We start from the raw sequence: 15,262 nt of genomic DNA, 5'->3' as shown, positions 1-15,262 counted from the left end.
CATTGTGCCGTATTCGGTAACAATGTGACAGTTTCCACACGTGGTTTAACCAAGAAAATGTTGAAAATCACGCAGTTTCGAACAAAACTCGCGAATATGCTCGCAGAAATCCATCAGCTTCTAAGGGTACCTTGGATTAATACCGTTTGGATGAATGAAGTGGAGTCTCGGTGCTCGAAGTTTTCGGCTGGCTGGACGCGGTCATTTGCGTTGTTCTGCTGACTTTTTTCATTATCGGACTCCGCCGAGGCTTCCTTCTGACCGTCGGCGACATGCTCGGACTGATCGTGGGCGGCGTGGCGGCGTTCTTCGCCATCCCGCTGGTGTCGACCCTGGCCAGCAATCCGTGGTGGCGGGTGGGGCTGATGGTCGCCACCGCTGCGGTGCTGATCATCATGGGCCAGGCGCTGGGCCGTTTCATCGCCACCAAGATCCGCCACTGGATGAACGTCGATTTCCTGCGCGCAGCGGACCGGCTGGCCGGCGGTGCGCTTTCGATCCTGATTACCGCCACCATCATCGGCGCCCTGGCGTTCTCCGCCTCCAGCATGGGCATTCCCCGGCTGTCCGCCGAAATCGCCAAATCCAAGATGATCGACACGATCCGCGGGCTCACCCCGGATTTCGTCACCTCGGCCATTTCCACGGCCCGCTCGGCCGTGATGGCGCAGACCATTCCCGCGCTGATCGAGCCCTTCGCCCCGCCGGTCGCACCGGTCGAGGACACCGACTGGGAGCCGAACGACCTGCAGCTGGCCTCGGCAAAGTCCGTGGCCAAGATTTCGGGCACCGCGGTGGAGTGCGGCGTGAACCTGACCGGGTCCGGTTTCGTCATCGACGACGACCTTGTCATGACCAACGCCCACGTGGTCGCCGGCTTGAGCGCCGCCACGGTGGAAACCGGCAGGGGCGAGCTGAACCGAGGCAAGGTGGTGTACTTCGATCCCGAGGCGGATATCGCGCTGCTCTACGTGGAGGGGCTTGCCGCCGAACCGATCGACCTGGCCACCAAGGACCTGGTTCGCGGGGATTCCGCGGCGTTCGTCGGATACCCCTCCGGCGGGCCGCAGCAGGTGCGCGGCGCCGTCGTCGCGTCCAAGGCCACCGTCTCCATCGCCAATATCTACGGCGAGGATCCCGCGCAGCTGTCGGTCTACCAGCTCACCGCCGAGGTGGCCCAGGGCAACTCGGGAGGCCCGCTGCTGGATGAATCCGGCGACGCCGTGGGGTTGATTTTCGCCAAGTCCCGGAGCGACGACGAGGTGGGCTTCGCCCTGAGCCTGGAAGAAATGAGCGACGCGTTGAACGCCGGCGGCCACCGGACCACCTCGATCAAGACCGGCGCCTGCATCAGTGACTAGCTCCGGGCCAGTACGGATCCAGGCAACTGCGCCGCCGCTAGCTGCCCAGCAGGTGGGCCATCTGCTGAACGGCCAGGCGGTAGCCGTTGACCCCGGCGCCGATGATGATGGAGCTGGCCACGGGGGAGATGTAGGAGTGGTGGCGGAATGCCTCGCGCTTGTGCACGTTCGAGATGTGCACCTCGATGGCCGGAAGCTCCACGCCACTGATGGCATCGGCCAGGGCGATCGAGGTATGGGTGAACGCGCCGGGGTTGATGACGATTCCCGCGGCGGTGGTGCGTGCCTCGTGGATGGCGTCCAGCAGCACGCCTTCGTGGTTGGACTGCAGGGCCTTGAGCTCGAAGCCCAGCGACTTGGCCGTGCTGCGGGCCAGTGCCTCGACATCGGCCAGCGTCTCGCGGCCGTAGATCTCGGGTTCGCGGGTTCCCAGCAGGTTCAGGTTGGGTCCGTTGAGCAGCAGGATGGTGCGTGAGGCATTTTCAGTCATGGAGTCAATCTAGTACAGCCGGTGTTCCCGGCGCTGTTCCATGACGAAGCCATCCGGACCCAGGCAACCGCGCGAACCGGCGGTGCCGGCATCAAGCGGCCCTCGAATTCCCGTCCACGGCTCATGTGGATATATTCAATGGTGGAAAGCCCGGGATCATCAGGAGGTTCGCATGAACAGGCGTGCCAAGCGCATCATCGGCAATATTTCGGTAGGTGCGTTCCTGGCCGGGGTGCTCGGCATTCTGGCGGTGAACCACTTTGATCCGGACTTCCTGAAGAACGACGCCGAGCTGACCGCCGAAGCCAACGCCGGCACCCCGATCGTGCAGGGGCCCATTGTGCCCCAGACGCTTCCCACAGCCAGGGCGACAACTCCCGCCGAGATCGACAACGCCCGCCAGATCGCCCTTGATCTGGGCCGCTCCGAAGCCACCTGGGACAAGAACTGCGTGTCATGGAACCCCTCCGGGGTCGCAGGCTCCCCGCAGGGCTGGGCCGACAAGGTGGCCGCTTCGTGGCTGGACTCCGCCGGAGCTGGATGCCCGGACGCGATGACCTGGCCGTACTACTACATCGAGTCCTTCGACTCGAACGCACCAGGGCAGCTGCGCATCACCATGGAGCAGGCAGCGGCCGCAGACCCGCAGATCTTCACCAACACCCCCGGCGACCTTGAATTCATCGCCGAGGAAGTGCTCGACGCGACGCACAAGAAGTTCAAGGACCTGGAGTCGGTCCACGTGGTGGTCGACGGCCACAGCGCCGCTTCGACGGTCGAGGTCAAGGACCGCAGGGAAGCGGCGCGCTAGCGTCGAAGTCCCCGGGCACGGCACAGGCCGCCGTCCGGAGCCGCTTCCCCTGCTGGGAGGCGGGCATCCGGGCGGCGGCCTGTATTCGCGGCCTGGCGGCTACTTCTTCATCGACTGCGCAATCTGCGACATGACGGTGTTGTCCGCCAGCGTGGTGGCATCGCCGACCTCGCGGCCTTCTGCCACGTCCTTGAGCAGACGGCGCATGATCTTGCCCGAGCGGGTCTTCGGAAGCTCCGGAACCACCAGCACGTGCTTCGGCTTGGCGATCGGCCCGATGTCCTTGCCCACGTGGTTGCGCAGGGTCGCCACGACATCCTCGCCCTCGGCCGGTTCGGTCTGCAGGATCACGAACGCGACCACTGCCTCGCCGGTGGTCTCGTCCTTCGCGCCGACCACGGCGGCCTCGGCCACGTACGGGTGGGCGACCAGCGAGGACTCGATCTCGGTGGTGGACAGGCGGTGCCCGGAGACGTTCATGACGTCGTCCACGCGGCCCAGCAGCCAGATGTCCCCGTCGTCGTCCTTCTTCGCGCCGTCGCCGGCGAAGTACATGTTATCGAAGCGGGACCAGTAGGTGTCCTTGTAGCGTTCCATGTCGCCCCAGATGCCGCGCAGCATGGCAGGCCACGGTTCGCGGATGACCAGGAAGCCGCCCTCGCCGTTGCCCACCGAGTTGCCGGCCTCGTCGACCACGTCGATGCTGATGCCCGGCACGGCGACCTGGGCGGAGCCCGGCTTGGTCTTGGTGACGCCCGGCAGCGGCGCGATCATGTGGGCGCCGGTTTCGGTCTGCCACCAGGTATCCACGATCGGGGTCGGGTTCGCTTTCTTCTCGCCGTTGGCGCCGTTGTTGGAGCCGATGACGTCGCGGTACCACATCCATGCCTCGGGGTTGATCGGCTCGCCCACGGAGCCGAGCACGCGCAGGGAGGACAAGTCGTAGCCGTCAGGGATCTGCCGGCCCCACTTCATGAAGGTGCGGATGGCGGTCGGCGCGGTGTACAGGATGCTGACGCCGTACTTCGCCACGATTTCCCACCAGCGGCCCTGGTGCGGGGTGTCCGGGGTGCCTTCGTAGATGACCTGGGTGGCGCCGTTGACCAGCGGGGCGTAGGTGACATAGGAGTGGCCGGTGACCCAGCCGATGTCCGCGGTGCACCAGAATACGTCGGATTCCGGGTGCAGGTCGAAGGTGTCGCGGTGGGTGACGGCGGTCTGCGTGAGGAAGCCGCCGGTGGTGTGCACGATGCCCTTGGGCTTGCCGGTGGTGCCGGAGGTGTACAGCACGAACAGCGGGTGCTCGGAGTCGTGGCCCACCGCGGTGTGCTCGGTGCCGGCCGAGTCCACGACGTCGTGCCACCACTTGTCCAGCGGGCCGAACTCGGTGGGCTCGCCGTTGCGCTTGACGACCACGACGTTCTGAACGGTATGGCCCGGGGCGGACAGCGCCTCGTCGACGGCCGGCTTCAGCGGGCTCGGCTTGCCGCGGCGCCAGGTGCCGTCGGCGGTGACCACGAGCTTGGCGTCGGCGTCATCGACGCGGCTGCGCAGCGCGTCGGCGGAGAAGCCGCCGAACACCACCGAGTGGATGGCGCCGATGCGGGCGCAGGCCAGCATGGTGATGACGGCTTCCGGGATCATCGGCAGGTAGACGGCGACGCGGTCGCCCTTTTCGACGCCCAGGGATTCGAAGGCGTTTGCGGCCTTCTTGACCTCTTCGGTCAGCTGCGCGTAGGTGTAGGTGCGGGTGTCGCCCGGCTCGCCCTCGAAGTAGATGGCGACGCGGTCTCCCAGCCCGTTCTCGACGTGGCGGTCCAGCGCGTTGTACGCCGCGTTGACCTTGCCGCCGACGAACCACTTGGCCACCGGCGCTTCGGACCAGTCCAGGGTTTCGGTGAAATCCGTGTCCCAGGTGAGGACCTGCCGCGCCTGGTCGGCCCAGTAGCCCAACCGGTCGGCTGCCGCGGCATCGTAGCGGGCCTGGGTGGCAATGGCGTTGTCGCTGAATTCCTTGCTCGGTGCGAATGACCGGGTCTCGTTCGACAGGTTATCCAAAGTCTTGGATTCGCTCACGGTAGTTTGGTCCTTCCAGTTAGACACGTTTAACTCTGTGATCAAAGTTACACGCTCAAGGGTCGGCCTGTGTGGTTTGTGTCACGGATTGGCGCGGGAGTGGGTGAATTCTGCGCCAAACGGTCATTGGGTGCGTTGAACTGCATTCCGGCCCGTCCGGGGATACGCCGCGCAAACGGGACGGGATGAGTGAAAACCCGGGCGGTCCGTGGCAGTATCGAAGCGTGGCTGTGAATGTGAAAATTGAAACGGAGCTCGGGCTCAAGCGCCGGGCACGCAAGATGAACCGCCTGCTGGCGGAGGCCTACCCCTACGCGGTGCCCGAACTGGATTTCGAGAATCCCTTCGAGTTGCTGGTCGCGACGGTGCTGTCCGCGCAGACCACCGATGTCCGCGTCAACGCCATCACCCCGGCGCTGTTCGCCCGCTTCCCGGATGCCCACGCCATGAGCCGGGCCGAGCGCAGCGAACTGGAGGAACTGATCCGGGCCACCGGTTTCTTCCGGGCCAAGACCGAATCGCTGCTGGGGCTTTCGGCGGCGCTGGTGGAACGCTTCGACGGCGAAGTCCCGCCGAAGCTGGACGAGCTGGTCAAGCTGCCGGGCGTAGGGCGGAAGACCGCCAACGTGGTGCTGGGCAATGCCTTCGGGGTTCCTGGCATCACCGTGGACACGCATTTCGGACGCCTGGCCAACCGTTTCGGATGGACCAATGAAACCGACCCGGTGAAGGTCGAGCACGCGGTCGGCGAGCTGTTCGAGAAGCGCGACTGGACGATGCTCAGCCACCGCGTGGTGTTCCACGGCCGCCGGGTCTGCCACTCACGCAAGCCCGCCTGCGGAGCCTGCGTGCTGGCCAAGCTGTGCCCTTCCTACGGCATCGGCGAGGATATACCAGCCAAGGCGAAAGCGTTGCTTAAGTACGAACTTGCTCCGGGGCGTGAAGAGCTGCTGGACAAGATGCTCGCCGGAGCCACCCGCCGTGAACTGCGGGCCGAGGGATATGGATTGGACGCATGAGCGCACTGAAAGACCTGAAGCAGGTTGTTGCCGAGCATTCGCACACGATAGGTGCGACGCAAAAACTCCCGGACTCCTGGGCCTTCAAGCAGCTCGACGCCAACAGCGTGCGCCGCGCCGCGATCCTGATGCTCTTCGGCTCTGCCGACGGCCGGGGCTTGAGCCGCGATGCGGATCCCGCCGAGCTGGATCTGTTGTTCGTCGAGCGCGCCGAGACCCTGCGCTCCCACGCCGGACAGATTTCATTCCCCGGCGGCGGGATCGATCCCGAGGACGCCTCGGAAACCGACGCCGCGCTGCGCGAAGCCTGGGAGGAAACCGGGGTGCAGACCTCGGGCATCGAGGTGCTGGGGCAGCTGGCCGCGACCGAGCTTCCGGTTTCGAACTTCATCGTCACCCCGGTGCTGGGGTGGTGGCACACCGAATCCGCGGTGTTCCCCGTCGATCCCGGCGAGAGCGCAGGGGTCTTCCGCGCGCCCGTCGCGCACCTGCTGGACCCGCGCAACCGGGTGCTGGGCGTAGTGCAGCGCGGAGGGCGCAAGTTCAGCGCCCCCGCCTTTGAATACGACGGCCGGGTGATCTGGGGCTTCACCGCCATGGTGGCGGACAAGCTGTTCAACGAGCTGGGCTGGACCAGACCGTGGTCGCCCAAGCGTGAAATCCGCATGCTCTAGGCCGGTCCGCCGAGCTTTTTCTTCCGGCTATTTCGCCTCGGCATAGTTCTCTGTAATCACCACGCTGACAGGGAAGTTGACCGACTGGTCCCCGAACAGGGTGCGCCCGGCGAGCGCAGCGGCATGCCTGATGATCTCGGCCAGCTGCGGCGCCCGGCCCTCGGGGCATTCGAAGACGATTTCGTCGTGGACGAAGAAGACCTGGCGGCACTCTTGGCTCCAACCGGCCTGATGGATCAGGTGGCGGGCATGGCCCATCCAGATCAGCGCCCATTCGGCGGCGGTCGACTGCACCACGAAGTTGCGGGTGAAGCGGCCTCGGGAGCGGGCCGCCGCGTCGGCGGCGCGCTGGGAGGCCTCGTCCCTGGTATCGCGCTGCGCCTGCATCCAGCGTTCGTCCGCCGGCGGGCATCCTCGCCCCAGGAAGCTGCTCACCCCGTCGCCGCGCTCGCCGGCGCGGGCTGCCGCATCAACGAAATCCATGGCCGCCGGGAAGTTCTTCTTCAACGCGGCCCCCACGGCCGCGGCGCCTCCGGAGGTACCGCCGTAGATGACCGACAGCATGCCCATCTTGGCCTCGTTGCGGTCCTTGACCAACCCTGCATCGATGAGCCACTGGTAGAGGTCATCCTGCAGGCCGGCTTGCTGCAGGTGGCGGTCGCGGGACATGGCGGCGAGGATGCGCGGTTCAAGCTGGCGCCCGTCGGCCACCACGAATCTCCTGCCTGCCGGGGTCCGCACGACCTGGCGGATGGAATGCGGCAGCTGCAGCGCGCCGCCGCCCGACGCAGCCCAGCGGCCGGAAGCGACGGTGCCCAAGACGTAGTGGGGATGGAAGCGTCCATGGGCGACCCATGCATCCAGCCAGGCATCCCCGTGGGTGCTGGCCAGCCGCGATAATTTCTTGTACTCAAGCACTTGGGCGATGGCCGGGTGATTGATCTGCTCCAGTTCCCAGGCCCGGAGCGACTGCACCGCGAATCCTGCCCGGTGCAGGGCGCGCAGCAGCTCCTGCGGGGAGTCGGGGTTCAGTCCCGGGGTCTGCAGGGTGTGGCCCAGCTGCTGGGCCAGGGCTGCGAGCTTGGGCGGACGCACGGATTCCGGGACGCGCTCGCCGAGCATCCGGCGCAGCAGCTGCCGGTGTCCCTGCTCGTCCCAGGACAGCCCCGTGGCCTCCATTTCCGCGGCGATCAGCGCGCCCACGGATTCGGCATGGATCAGCAGCTGTAGCCGCTTGCGGGCTGCAGGATCGGTCGGCAGCGCCTGCAGCTGGGCCGCGTACATGTTCACCAGTTCCTGCAGGGACTCTCCGCTGACCGGGGCGGAAAACAGGGTGCCTTGGTCGCCGGCATCATGGGACTGCGGAGGGTTCTCCAGATCGATGTCCGGCAGGCGCACTGCCGCCAGCGGGCTGCGGTGGAGAATACGCTGGGCCAGCGAGAGCACATGGGCCTTGGCGAGGTAGACGTCTGCGGAGGCCAGCAGCTGAAGCCAGGGGGAGGTGCGCAGCATCACCCAGCGCGGGGAATGAACGCGCTCAATCTCGGCCACCGACTGGCAGAGCTCATCCCGGGCAGCGGTCCGGGCCGAAGTGAGCGGCTCGCCGGTGGCGGCGTCGCGCAGCTGCAGCAGGGCGAATCCTTCGGGATCCGCGGCGAGGAAGGCGAGCACGCCAGAATGTCCAGGGGGCATGCTTCCATTGTGCCGTGGCCAGAGTGGATATCCCCAGTTCGCGGACACCGCGAACCGCCGGCAAACCTGCGGTGGCAACCTCGACCCATGAACTGGTTACCCTTTCGCCCGCAAGACCCTGGACCCGGAACCGATGCTCGGTTCGTTCCGCAGTCCCTGGAAGCTCCGCCCGGGGAGCCTGCACCGCACCGTGCCCAACGCCGAGCAGTCCATGGGGGCGACCGCGGGGGACCGGGCTGCGTGCTGGTGAGCGACGACGAGGAGCTGGTGGCGCAATGCGCCCTGATTTCGCTGGGTGCGGCGGTCAGGATTTCCCGGTGTGCCAGCGACTCGCCGCTGATTCATGATGCCGAGGGGCCGGTGCTGTGGGGTGTGGATGCAATCGGACCGGCGTTGGCAGGCTCTACCCGGTGCGATGTCCTGGTGGGCGTCGAGGCGCAAGCGCAAACCCTGTGGGAAGCGGCCAGCCAGCTGCCCCAGGCCAGGGTTGCGGTCCTTCCCGGCGCGAGCCAGTGGCTGGGCGAGTATCTGGGGCTGTGGTGCATGAGATCGGGTCATGGGCATACCGTGGCGTTGGGTTCACGGGCGGGCGGGCTGGGTACCAGCACCCTGGCCGTACTGCTGGCCCATGCTGGAACGCTCAGCGGACTGCACAGCCTGGTCGTGGATCTGGACTCCCATTCCTGCGGGCTGTGGCCGCGGATCTGCTCCCAGCCGCCTTCCGGGATCGGCTGGGAGGAATTGGCGGCTTCGGGAGGAGCGTTGGCTTCGCACCAATTGGTCGAGGCGCTCCCGAGCGTCCGGGGAACAGCGGTGCTCACCTGGTCTGGAACTCCGCCACCGGGTCCGGTGGACGGACCGTTGACAGCCCGGCTGTTGACAGCCGCACGGCAGGGGTTCGACTTGCTGGTTCTTGACACCGGGAGGACACCGCATCACGAAGCAGAGACGATAGGCCACTTCACGGACCGGCAGATCATGGTGTGCGATGCGGCAAGCATCCCGCCGCACGGCGACTACGTGCTGCGTGCTGAACACGCAAGAGCGCCTGCCTGGGCGGAGAACCGCTCCCTGCTGGGGAGCGTGGCCCATGCGACGTCGATAGAACGGGCAGTTGCACGCGGGGACCTGCTCGATGCCCTCAGATCCCGACGGCTGAGGCAGCAGCTGGCCGACTTGCGCCTGCTGCCGGCAGCCACCGAGGACACGGGGCTGCGAGGCGCGCCATGAGCCCCGGACGCCATTCGCCATCACCGCCGCATTCCGCCCGGCCGAACCCGCTGGACACGCGCATCCTGGAGTCGGTCCGGGACCGTGCCTTGGCCAGCGGCGGAGAATTGGACACCATCTCGCTGGCGAGCGCCGTCCACGATTCGGGCACCGCCCTCGGCGCCCGCGGTGCGACCGAGTCATTGAAAGCCCTGCAGGACGAGGTCGCCGGACTATCGGTCCTTGAACGATTCGCCCAGCGTCCGGGGATCACGGATGTGCTGGTGGACGGGCAAGGCCAGGTATGGACCGATTCATCCCGGGGACTGGAACTTACGGGATTCCGCTTCGCGTCCCCCGAGCAGGTGCGTTCGCTGGCCGTGCACCTGGCGGCCATGGCCGGACGGCGGTTGGACGCGGCCAGCCCCTTCATGGACATGAGCGTCAAGAATTATCGGGTCCATGCGGTACTTCCGCCCATCGCCACCGAAGGCCCGCTGATTTCCATCCGCGTGAAAACCCGACAGCTGCTCGACTTGGACACCGTCCTCGCCCAGGCGCCTGGTTTCTGGCCCACGGTGCTCCGCGAGATCATGGGACGACAGCTGAATTTCCTGGTCACCGGCGGTACCGGCAGCGGCAAAACGACGCTGCTCCAGGCCATGCTGGCGCAGGCAAGCGACAAGCAACGGCTGGTGATCATCGAAGACTCCCACGAGCTGGTGGTCGACCACCGCCATGTGGTGAGCCTGCAGACCCGCTCGGCGAACGTCGAATCCGCCGGGCAGATAGAACTCCGGGACCTGGTGGTCCAAGCATTGCGCATGAGACCTGACCGACTGGTCGTCGGGGAGTGCCGAGGGGCGGAGATCCGGGACTTCCTCGCGGCCATGAACACCGGCCACCAGGGAGCGGCCGGCACCCTGCATGCAAACCATCCCGAATCCGTGCCGGCACGCTTGGCCGCGTTGGGTGCCTTGGCCGGGTGGGGGCTGCAAGCCACCTCGCTTCAGGCCGCCAGCGCCTTGGACCTGATCATCCACATGCGTCGGCAGCCGTCCGGAGCGCGCTCGCCGGTAGCGCTGGGAAGCTTGTCCACCGATTCGAACGACCGACTCGGCGTGCGCATGCTGGTCGACATGGAAACGCGGAACCGTCCCGATGCCCGCAGCCTGGAGCTGCTGCGGGAGAAACTCGGCGACGAGGCCTCGGCCGAGGTCGCACGGTGGCACGCGGGCCGTGCCGGGCGGGAGCAATGATGACTGCGGTGCTGCTGCTGTTGCTGCTGGCCGGGCTCTGGCTGTGGTGGACCCCGCGGTCGGCTTCCGGCAGGGCAACGGATCCCGGCCTGCTGGGCAGCTGGAAGCTGCGCGCAGCCTCGGACGGCGCCCAGCAGCAGGAGCTGAGTCGAGACGCCCACGTGATCCGCGAGCTCTCTGCGTTGTTGCGCAGCGGCTTGATGTTCCCGCAGGCTCTCGAAGCGCTGCTGCAGCTACGCGCGGAGCCGTGCCCGGTCCTGGACGCACTGCGCCGGCTGGCAGCGCAGGCCAGGTTCCGCGGCGAACAGGCCATTGAAATCGAACATTCCGCGGGGCACAAGGACGGCGGGTCGGTGCAACGGCTGTCCTGGTGCTTGGATCTTTCAACGCAGACCGGAGCCCCGCTGGCCGGGGTGCTGGATCAGCTGGCAGAAGATCTGGAAGCGGAGCTGCTGGCACGGCAGTCGTTCGACGCGGCCATGGCCGGCCCCAGGGCTACCACGCGGCTATTGACCTGGCTGCCGGTGGTAGGACTCGGCGCGGGGTTCTTGCTCGGCATCGATGTGGGTTCCACCTTGCTGACCTCGTGGCCCGCGCAGCTGAGCATGGCGGCAGGCGCTGGACTGTGGGCGCTGAACAGGATCTGGTGCCGCCGGTTGCTCGCGGCGACGACGGCGCAGGCCCTGAAATGACTGCAGCGGCTCTGCTCTGCTTGCTATCCGGAATTCTCCTGTGGAATGCCCGGGGGTCCGCCACGGTCCGCAACACGGAAAGGCAATGGCAAGCCGTCTCGGCCCGAAGCAGGAAGACGTATGAAGGCAGCGAACCCATCGACCTGGTTCTGGACCTCGGCGCGAGCCTGATGGAATCAGGGCTGCCCATGACCACGTTGCTTGACTCGATGGGGCGCTGCATCCCGCAGTGCGCCGCGTTGCGGACCGTGGCCAGATGCCTGGAGATGAACATGGAATGGGAGAAGGCCTGGGAACCGGCGCCACGCTGGCTCGCTCCGTTGCAGCGTTCCCTGGGATTCGCCCATGCCACCGGTGCTCCGGCGTCCGCGCTGCTGCGCAATACCGCCCAGCTGCGACGCAGGGAACGGGCCCAGCATGTCGCCCGATGCGGTGCGCAGTTCGCCACCCGGCTGGTGCTGCCGCTGGGGGCCTGCGCGCTTCCAGCCTTCATCGCCTTGGGTGTGGTGCCGCTGATCATTGCGTTGTTCCCGCACTTTGCCTGATTCCTCGATGGCAAGTTATGCCCACCTTGCGGCCGGCCCCAACCGCGTCAGGGATAGTACTGCGAGCCTGAAAGCACCATCACCGCCCCAGCCGGGGACAGGCTCGATGCAACCCGACCGAAAGGAACCGACATGAATAGCACCCTGAACAGGCTGCGCGAACGGCTCGATGAGGAGCAAGGCTCAACCACCGCAGAATTCGCCATGGTCACCCTCGCCGCCGTGGCTTTCGCCGGCCTGCTGATCAGCATCTTGTCCAGCGGCGACGTGCGGGGCATGCTCATGGGCCTCATCAGCAAGGCCTTGAGCCTGTAGGCCATGGACGTCATGGATGAACGCGGCAGCAGCACGGCGGAGTTCGCCGTGCTGCTGCCGGCCATCGCGCTCCTGCTTTCGCTGCTGTTGTGCCTCGGGGTCCTGGGGATGCACCAGATCCAGGTCCAGCAAGCGGCCGGGGCCATGGCCAGGGAACTTTCCCGCGGCGAGGACCCCGGCGCAGCCCGGGCACGGGGCATCCAGCTGGCCGGGACCTCGGCCAGCTTCTCGGTGGACAACGGGGGAGGGTACGCCACGGTTACGGTGGCGAAATCCGTGGACCTGCCGGTGGTGGGGCCGGTCGAGGTTCGGGGCACTGCAAGCGTGGCGAACGAACAATGAGTTGCGCGGAGTTCGGCTCGCAACGGGGAAGCAGCACCGTCGCGGCTACCGCCCTGGCCATCACCGCGCTGCTGTTGGCCGCCGGCATTCTTGCTTGGTCGGCGGTGACCCGAGCGGCGATGCAGGCCGCCAGCGCGGCGGACCTGGCGGCCCTTGCTGCGGCGGATACCGCCCGAGGGTTGCGCGTCGGGGATCCCTGCGCCGCCGCCGGGCTGCTGGCCTCGGCCAATGACGCACGACTGGATTCCTGCACCGTCGAAGCCGACGGCACCACCGTGCGTGTTCAGGTATCGGTGGCGATTACGTTTTCCGCGCTGGGAATCGAGTTCCCGGCGGCTTCCGCCCAAGCCCGGGCCGGTGCTCCGCCGCTGACCCGGGACTAGCCGAATCTGTTAGAAGTGGTGCCGCGGCTGGACATCCTCCAGCACGGCGCTGAGCAGCAGCACCGCCCCGGCCTTGTCCAGCGGGTTGTTCCTGTTGCCGCATTTCGGGGATTGCACGCAGCTGGGGCAGCCGCTGCGGCATTCGCAGGCTTCAATGGCATCCCGGGTGGCCCGCACCCAGGTGGAGAACTTCTCGAAGCCGCGCTCGGCAAATCCCGCACCTCCAGGCTGCGCGTCATACACGAAGATCGTGGGATGGCCGGTGTCCATGTGCAGCGCGGTGGAAACCCCTCCGATGTCCCAGCGGTCGCTGGTGGCCACCAGCGGCAGCAGGCCGATCATTGCGTGTTCGGCGGCGTGCAGGGCGCCGGGGAATTGGTCCACGGTCAGGCCCGCGCGCAGCAGCCGCTGCTCGGTCAAGGTGAACCAGACGGATTTGGTGTGCAGGTCCCGGGCTTCGAGGTCCAGCGGCTCCTCGGAGAGCACCTCGTTGGATGCGATGGATTTGCGTTGGAAGGAGACCACCTGGGTGGTCACGATGACTTCACCGAAGAAGATCTCCAGCTCCCGATGCTTGCTGGTGCGTTCCTCGGATTCGATGGCCACCGTGGTCAGGTCGCGGGCAGTGGTGTAGTAGTCGGGGTTCACCCTGGTCACGACCACCACGTGGTTCTGCTCGTCCAGTTCCTCCACGTGGTAGCTGGCGCCCTGGTGGACGTAGATGGCCCCGGGGTGCGCCTGGTAGTGGCTCTGCGGGGAGTCCATGGTTCCCAGCAGCGCTCCGGTTTCCGCATCGATGATGTCCACCGGCCCGCCGCCGTCGGCGCGGATGGAGAACATCCCGGCCGCGTGCTGCGGGTGGGTCCAGAACCATCCCGCAGGCCGGCGGCGCAGGTAGCCGCGCTGCACCAGGGAATCAAGCAGCGCTTCGGTCTGCGGGCCGAAGATTTCCAGCTCTTCGGGGCGCAGCGGGTTCTCCTGGGCCGCCGCGCACAAATGCCCGCTGAGCACGTACTTGTTCTGCGGATCGAACACGGTAGCCTCGACACCGAGGTCGAAGATGGCCTCCGGGTGGCTGACCAGATAGGTGTCCAGCGGATCTTCGGCGGCCACGAAGAGCGCCAACGCGTCCTGGCCGGAGCGGCCTGCCCTGCCGATCTGCTGGAAGAAGGATGCACGGGTTCCGGGCCAGCCGGCCACCACCACGGCGTCCAGGCCCGAGATGTCGATGCCCAGTTCCAGCGCTGAAGTGGAAGTCACGCCGAGCAGCTCGCCGGAGCGCAGCTTGCGTTCAACCTCCCGCCGTTCCCCGGGGAGATAGCCCGACCGGTAGGCGGCCAGCCTGACCGACAGCTCGGGAGCGAAGTTCTCCAAGTGCTTGCGCGTGAGGGTGGCGATGGTTTCCGCGCCGCGGCGGGACTTGATGAAGACGATGGTTCGCACGTGGTCCGCCATCAGGTCGGTGAGAATTGACGCGCTTTCGGCGATGGCGGTGCGGCGCAGCGGGGCGCCGTTTTCACCGGTGCGGTCGGACAGGGGCGGCTCCCAGAGCCCGATCACCAGTTCGCCGGAGGCGGAGAAGTCGCGCGTCACCGCCGATACCTCGGCGCCGATGAGTCGTCCGAAGGATTCTTCGGGATCGGAGCTGGTGGCCGAGGCGCCGATGAACACCGGATTATTGCCGTAGTGGGCGCAGATTCGGCGCAGCCGGCGCATCAGGTTCGCCACGTGGGCTCCGAAGACCCCGCGGTAGGAATGGGCCTCGTCGATGATGATGTACTTCAGCCGCTTGAAGAAACGGGACCACGCCGGGTGGTTGGGCAGGATGCCGCGGTGCAGCATGTCGGGGTTGGTGAAGACGAAGTTTCCGTGCTGGCGCACCCAGGCGCGGGTTGCCTGGTCCGTGTCGCCGTCGTAGGAGGCAGCCCGTACTCCCGGAACCTTGAGGGCTTCAACGGCCGAGAGCTGGTCGGCGGCCAACGCCTTGGTAGGGCAGATATACAGCACGGAGGCCTGGGCACCGGCGTCGTTGGCGGCAGCGTCCCGGGTGCGGAACAGCGCATCGATGGACGGCATGAGGTAGGCCAAAGATTTGCCCGAGGCGGTGCCGGTGGAGATGATCGTGTGCTTCCCGGCATGGATCAGATCCGCGGCTTGCACCTGGTGCAGCCATGGTTTATTGATGCCCAGCCCCTGGAACGTTGTTTTGACTTCGTCGGCCAGCCAGCCGGGCCACGGTGCGGTGATCTGGTCCTTGGCCGGGACGCTGCGGCGGTGCATCACGGCTTCCGGATCGTTGCTCCGGTCGTAGGGATCAAGCAGGGCACGCACAGACTTCACGAAACTCAGCCTTTCGAAGCCGGAACGGTGGGAAGCGCGGCGCTGGAGTCCGCG

15 protein-coding genes are annotated in these 15,262 nt (G+C 66.7%); 11 read left to right on the top strand and 4 right to left on the bottom strand.

Annotated features, from left to right (window positions below):
- The first annotated feature begins 170 nt into the window (after positions 1 to 170).
- A complete protein-coding gene (locus JQN66_RS12820) occupies positions 171 to 1,361 on the top strand; it encodes a MarP family serine protease (RefSeq protein WP_188948743.1) in 1,191 nt (396 codons plus the stop codon).
- A 37-nt stretch (positions 1,362 to 1,398) separates the two neighbouring features.
- Here JQN66_RS12820 and aroQ read toward each other — a convergent pair whose 3' ends face one another.
- On the bottom strand, positions 1,399 to 1,851 hold the full coding sequence (gene aroQ / locus JQN66_RS12815; RefSeq protein ID WP_188948744.1) for a type II 3-dehydroquinate dehydratase: 453 nt from the start codon (positions 1,849 to 1,851) through the stop codon (positions 1,399 to 1,401).
- A 172-nt stretch (positions 1,852 to 2,023) separates the two neighbouring features.
- On the opposite strand from aroQ, the gene JQN66_RS12810 reads away from it, so the two are divergent.
- A complete protein-coding gene (locus JQN66_RS12810) occupies positions 2,024 to 2,662 on the top strand; it encodes a hypothetical protein (protein WP_204675379.1) in 639 nt (212 codons plus the stop codon).
- Between the two features lie 99 nt (positions 2,663 to 2,761).
- Here JQN66_RS12810 and acs read toward each other — a convergent pair whose 3' ends face one another.
- Complete coding sequence (gene acs / locus JQN66_RS12805) at positions 2,762 to 4,738, bottom strand: acetate--CoA ligase (RefSeq protein WP_239464003.1); 1,977 nt, start codon at positions 4,736 to 4,738, stop codon at positions 2,762 to 2,764.
- A gap of 185 nt (positions 4,739 to 4,923) precedes the next feature.
- Here acs and nth point away from each other — a divergent pair, with 185 nt between their 5' ends.
- Together nth and JQN66_RS12795 are read left to right on the top strand one after the other, a co-directional pair.
- The gene (nth, locus tag JQN66_RS12800; protein WP_204675375.1) at positions 4,924 to 5,757 is read left to right on the top strand and encodes an endonuclease III; all 834 of its coding nucleotides are present in this window, start codon (positions 4,924 to 4,926) and stop codon (positions 5,755 to 5,757) included.
- On the top strand, positions 5,754 to 6,431 hold the full coding sequence (locus JQN66_RS12795) for an NUDIX hydrolase (RefSeq protein ID WP_204675373.1): 678 nt from the start codon (positions 5,754 to 5,756) through the stop codon (positions 6,429 to 6,431). Before nth ends, JQN66_RS12795 begins: the two co-directional genes overlap by 4 nt.
- Positions 6,432 to 6,458: 27 nt before the next feature.
- On the opposite strand, the gene JQN66_RS12790 is transcribed toward JQN66_RS12795, so the two are convergent.
- On the bottom strand, positions 6,459 to 8,123 hold the full coding sequence (locus tag JQN66_RS12790) for a bifunctional 3'-5' exonuclease/DNA polymerase (protein WP_204675371.1): 1,665 nt from the start codon (positions 8,121 to 8,123) through the stop codon (positions 6,459 to 6,461).
- Between the two features lie 246 nt (positions 8,124 to 8,369).
- Here JQN66_RS12790 and JQN66_RS12785 point away from each other — a divergent pair, with 246 nt between their 5' ends.
- The 7 genes from JQN66_RS12785 to JQN66_RS12755 all read left to right on the top strand — a co-directional run bounded on the left by JQN66_RS12785 (position 8,370) and on the right by JQN66_RS12755 (position 12,868).
- On the top strand, positions 8,370 to 9,353 hold the full coding sequence (locus JQN66_RS12785; protein WP_204675369.1) for a CpaE-like family protein: 984 nt from the start codon (positions 8,370 to 8,372) through the stop codon (positions 9,351 to 9,353).
- The gene (locus JQN66_RS12780; protein ID WP_204675367.1) at positions 9,350 to 10,591 is read left to right on the top strand and encodes a TadA family conjugal transfer-associated ATPase; all 1,242 of its coding nucleotides are present in this window, start codon (positions 9,350 to 9,352) and stop codon (positions 10,589 to 10,591) included. Before JQN66_RS12785 ends, JQN66_RS12780 begins: the two co-directional genes overlap by 4 nt.
- Positions 10,588 to 11,283, top strand: a complete 696-nt coding sequence (locus JQN66_RS12775) for a type II secretion system F family protein (protein ID WP_204675365.1) — start codon at positions 10,588 to 10,590, stop codon at positions 11,281 to 11,283. Before JQN66_RS12780 ends, JQN66_RS12775 begins: the two co-directional genes overlap by 4 nt.
- A complete protein-coding gene (locus JQN66_RS12770) occupies positions 11,280 to 11,828 on the top strand; it encodes a type II secretion system F family protein (protein ID WP_204675363.1) in 549 nt (182 codons plus the stop codon). Before JQN66_RS12775 ends, JQN66_RS12770 begins: the two co-directional genes overlap by 4 nt.
- 132 nt (positions 11,829 to 11,960) lie before the next feature.
- Positions 11,961 to 12,143, top strand: coding sequence for a DUF4244 domain-containing protein (locus JQN66_RS12765; protein ID WP_204675361.1), 183 nt, complete (start codon positions 11,961 to 11,963; stop codon positions 12,141 to 12,143).
- A gap of 3 nt (positions 12,144 to 12,146) precedes the next feature.
- On the top strand, positions 12,147 to 12,485 hold the full coding sequence (locus JQN66_RS12760) for a TadE family type IV pilus minor pilin (RefSeq protein WP_204675359.1): 339 nt from the start codon (positions 12,147 to 12,149) through the stop codon (positions 12,483 to 12,485).
- Positions 12,482 to 12,868, top strand: coding sequence for an Rv3654c family TadE-like protein (locus JQN66_RS12755; RefSeq protein ID WP_188948756.1), 387 nt, complete (start codon positions 12,482 to 12,484; stop codon positions 12,866 to 12,868). Before JQN66_RS12760 ends, JQN66_RS12755 begins: the two co-directional genes overlap by 4 nt.
- A gap of 9 nt (positions 12,869 to 12,877) precedes the next feature.
- Here JQN66_RS12755 and JQN66_RS12750 read toward each other — a convergent pair whose 3' ends face one another.
- Positions 12,878 to 15,208, bottom strand: coding sequence for a DEAD/DEAH box helicase (locus tag JQN66_RS12750; protein ID WP_420870931.1), 2,331 nt, complete (start codon positions 15,206 to 15,208; stop codon positions 12,878 to 12,880).
- Between the last annotated feature and the right edge of the window lie 54 nt (positions 15,209 to 15,262).

Origin of the sequence: Glutamicibacter protophormiae, assembly GCF_016894325.1 — a bacterium.
GTDB lineage: Bacteria > Actinomycetota > Actinomycetes > Actinomycetales > Micrococcaceae > Glutamicibacter > Glutamicibacter protophormiae.
Note: the sequence above shows the minus strand (reverse complement) of the source record. Positions and strands in the feature narration are given on the sequence as shown.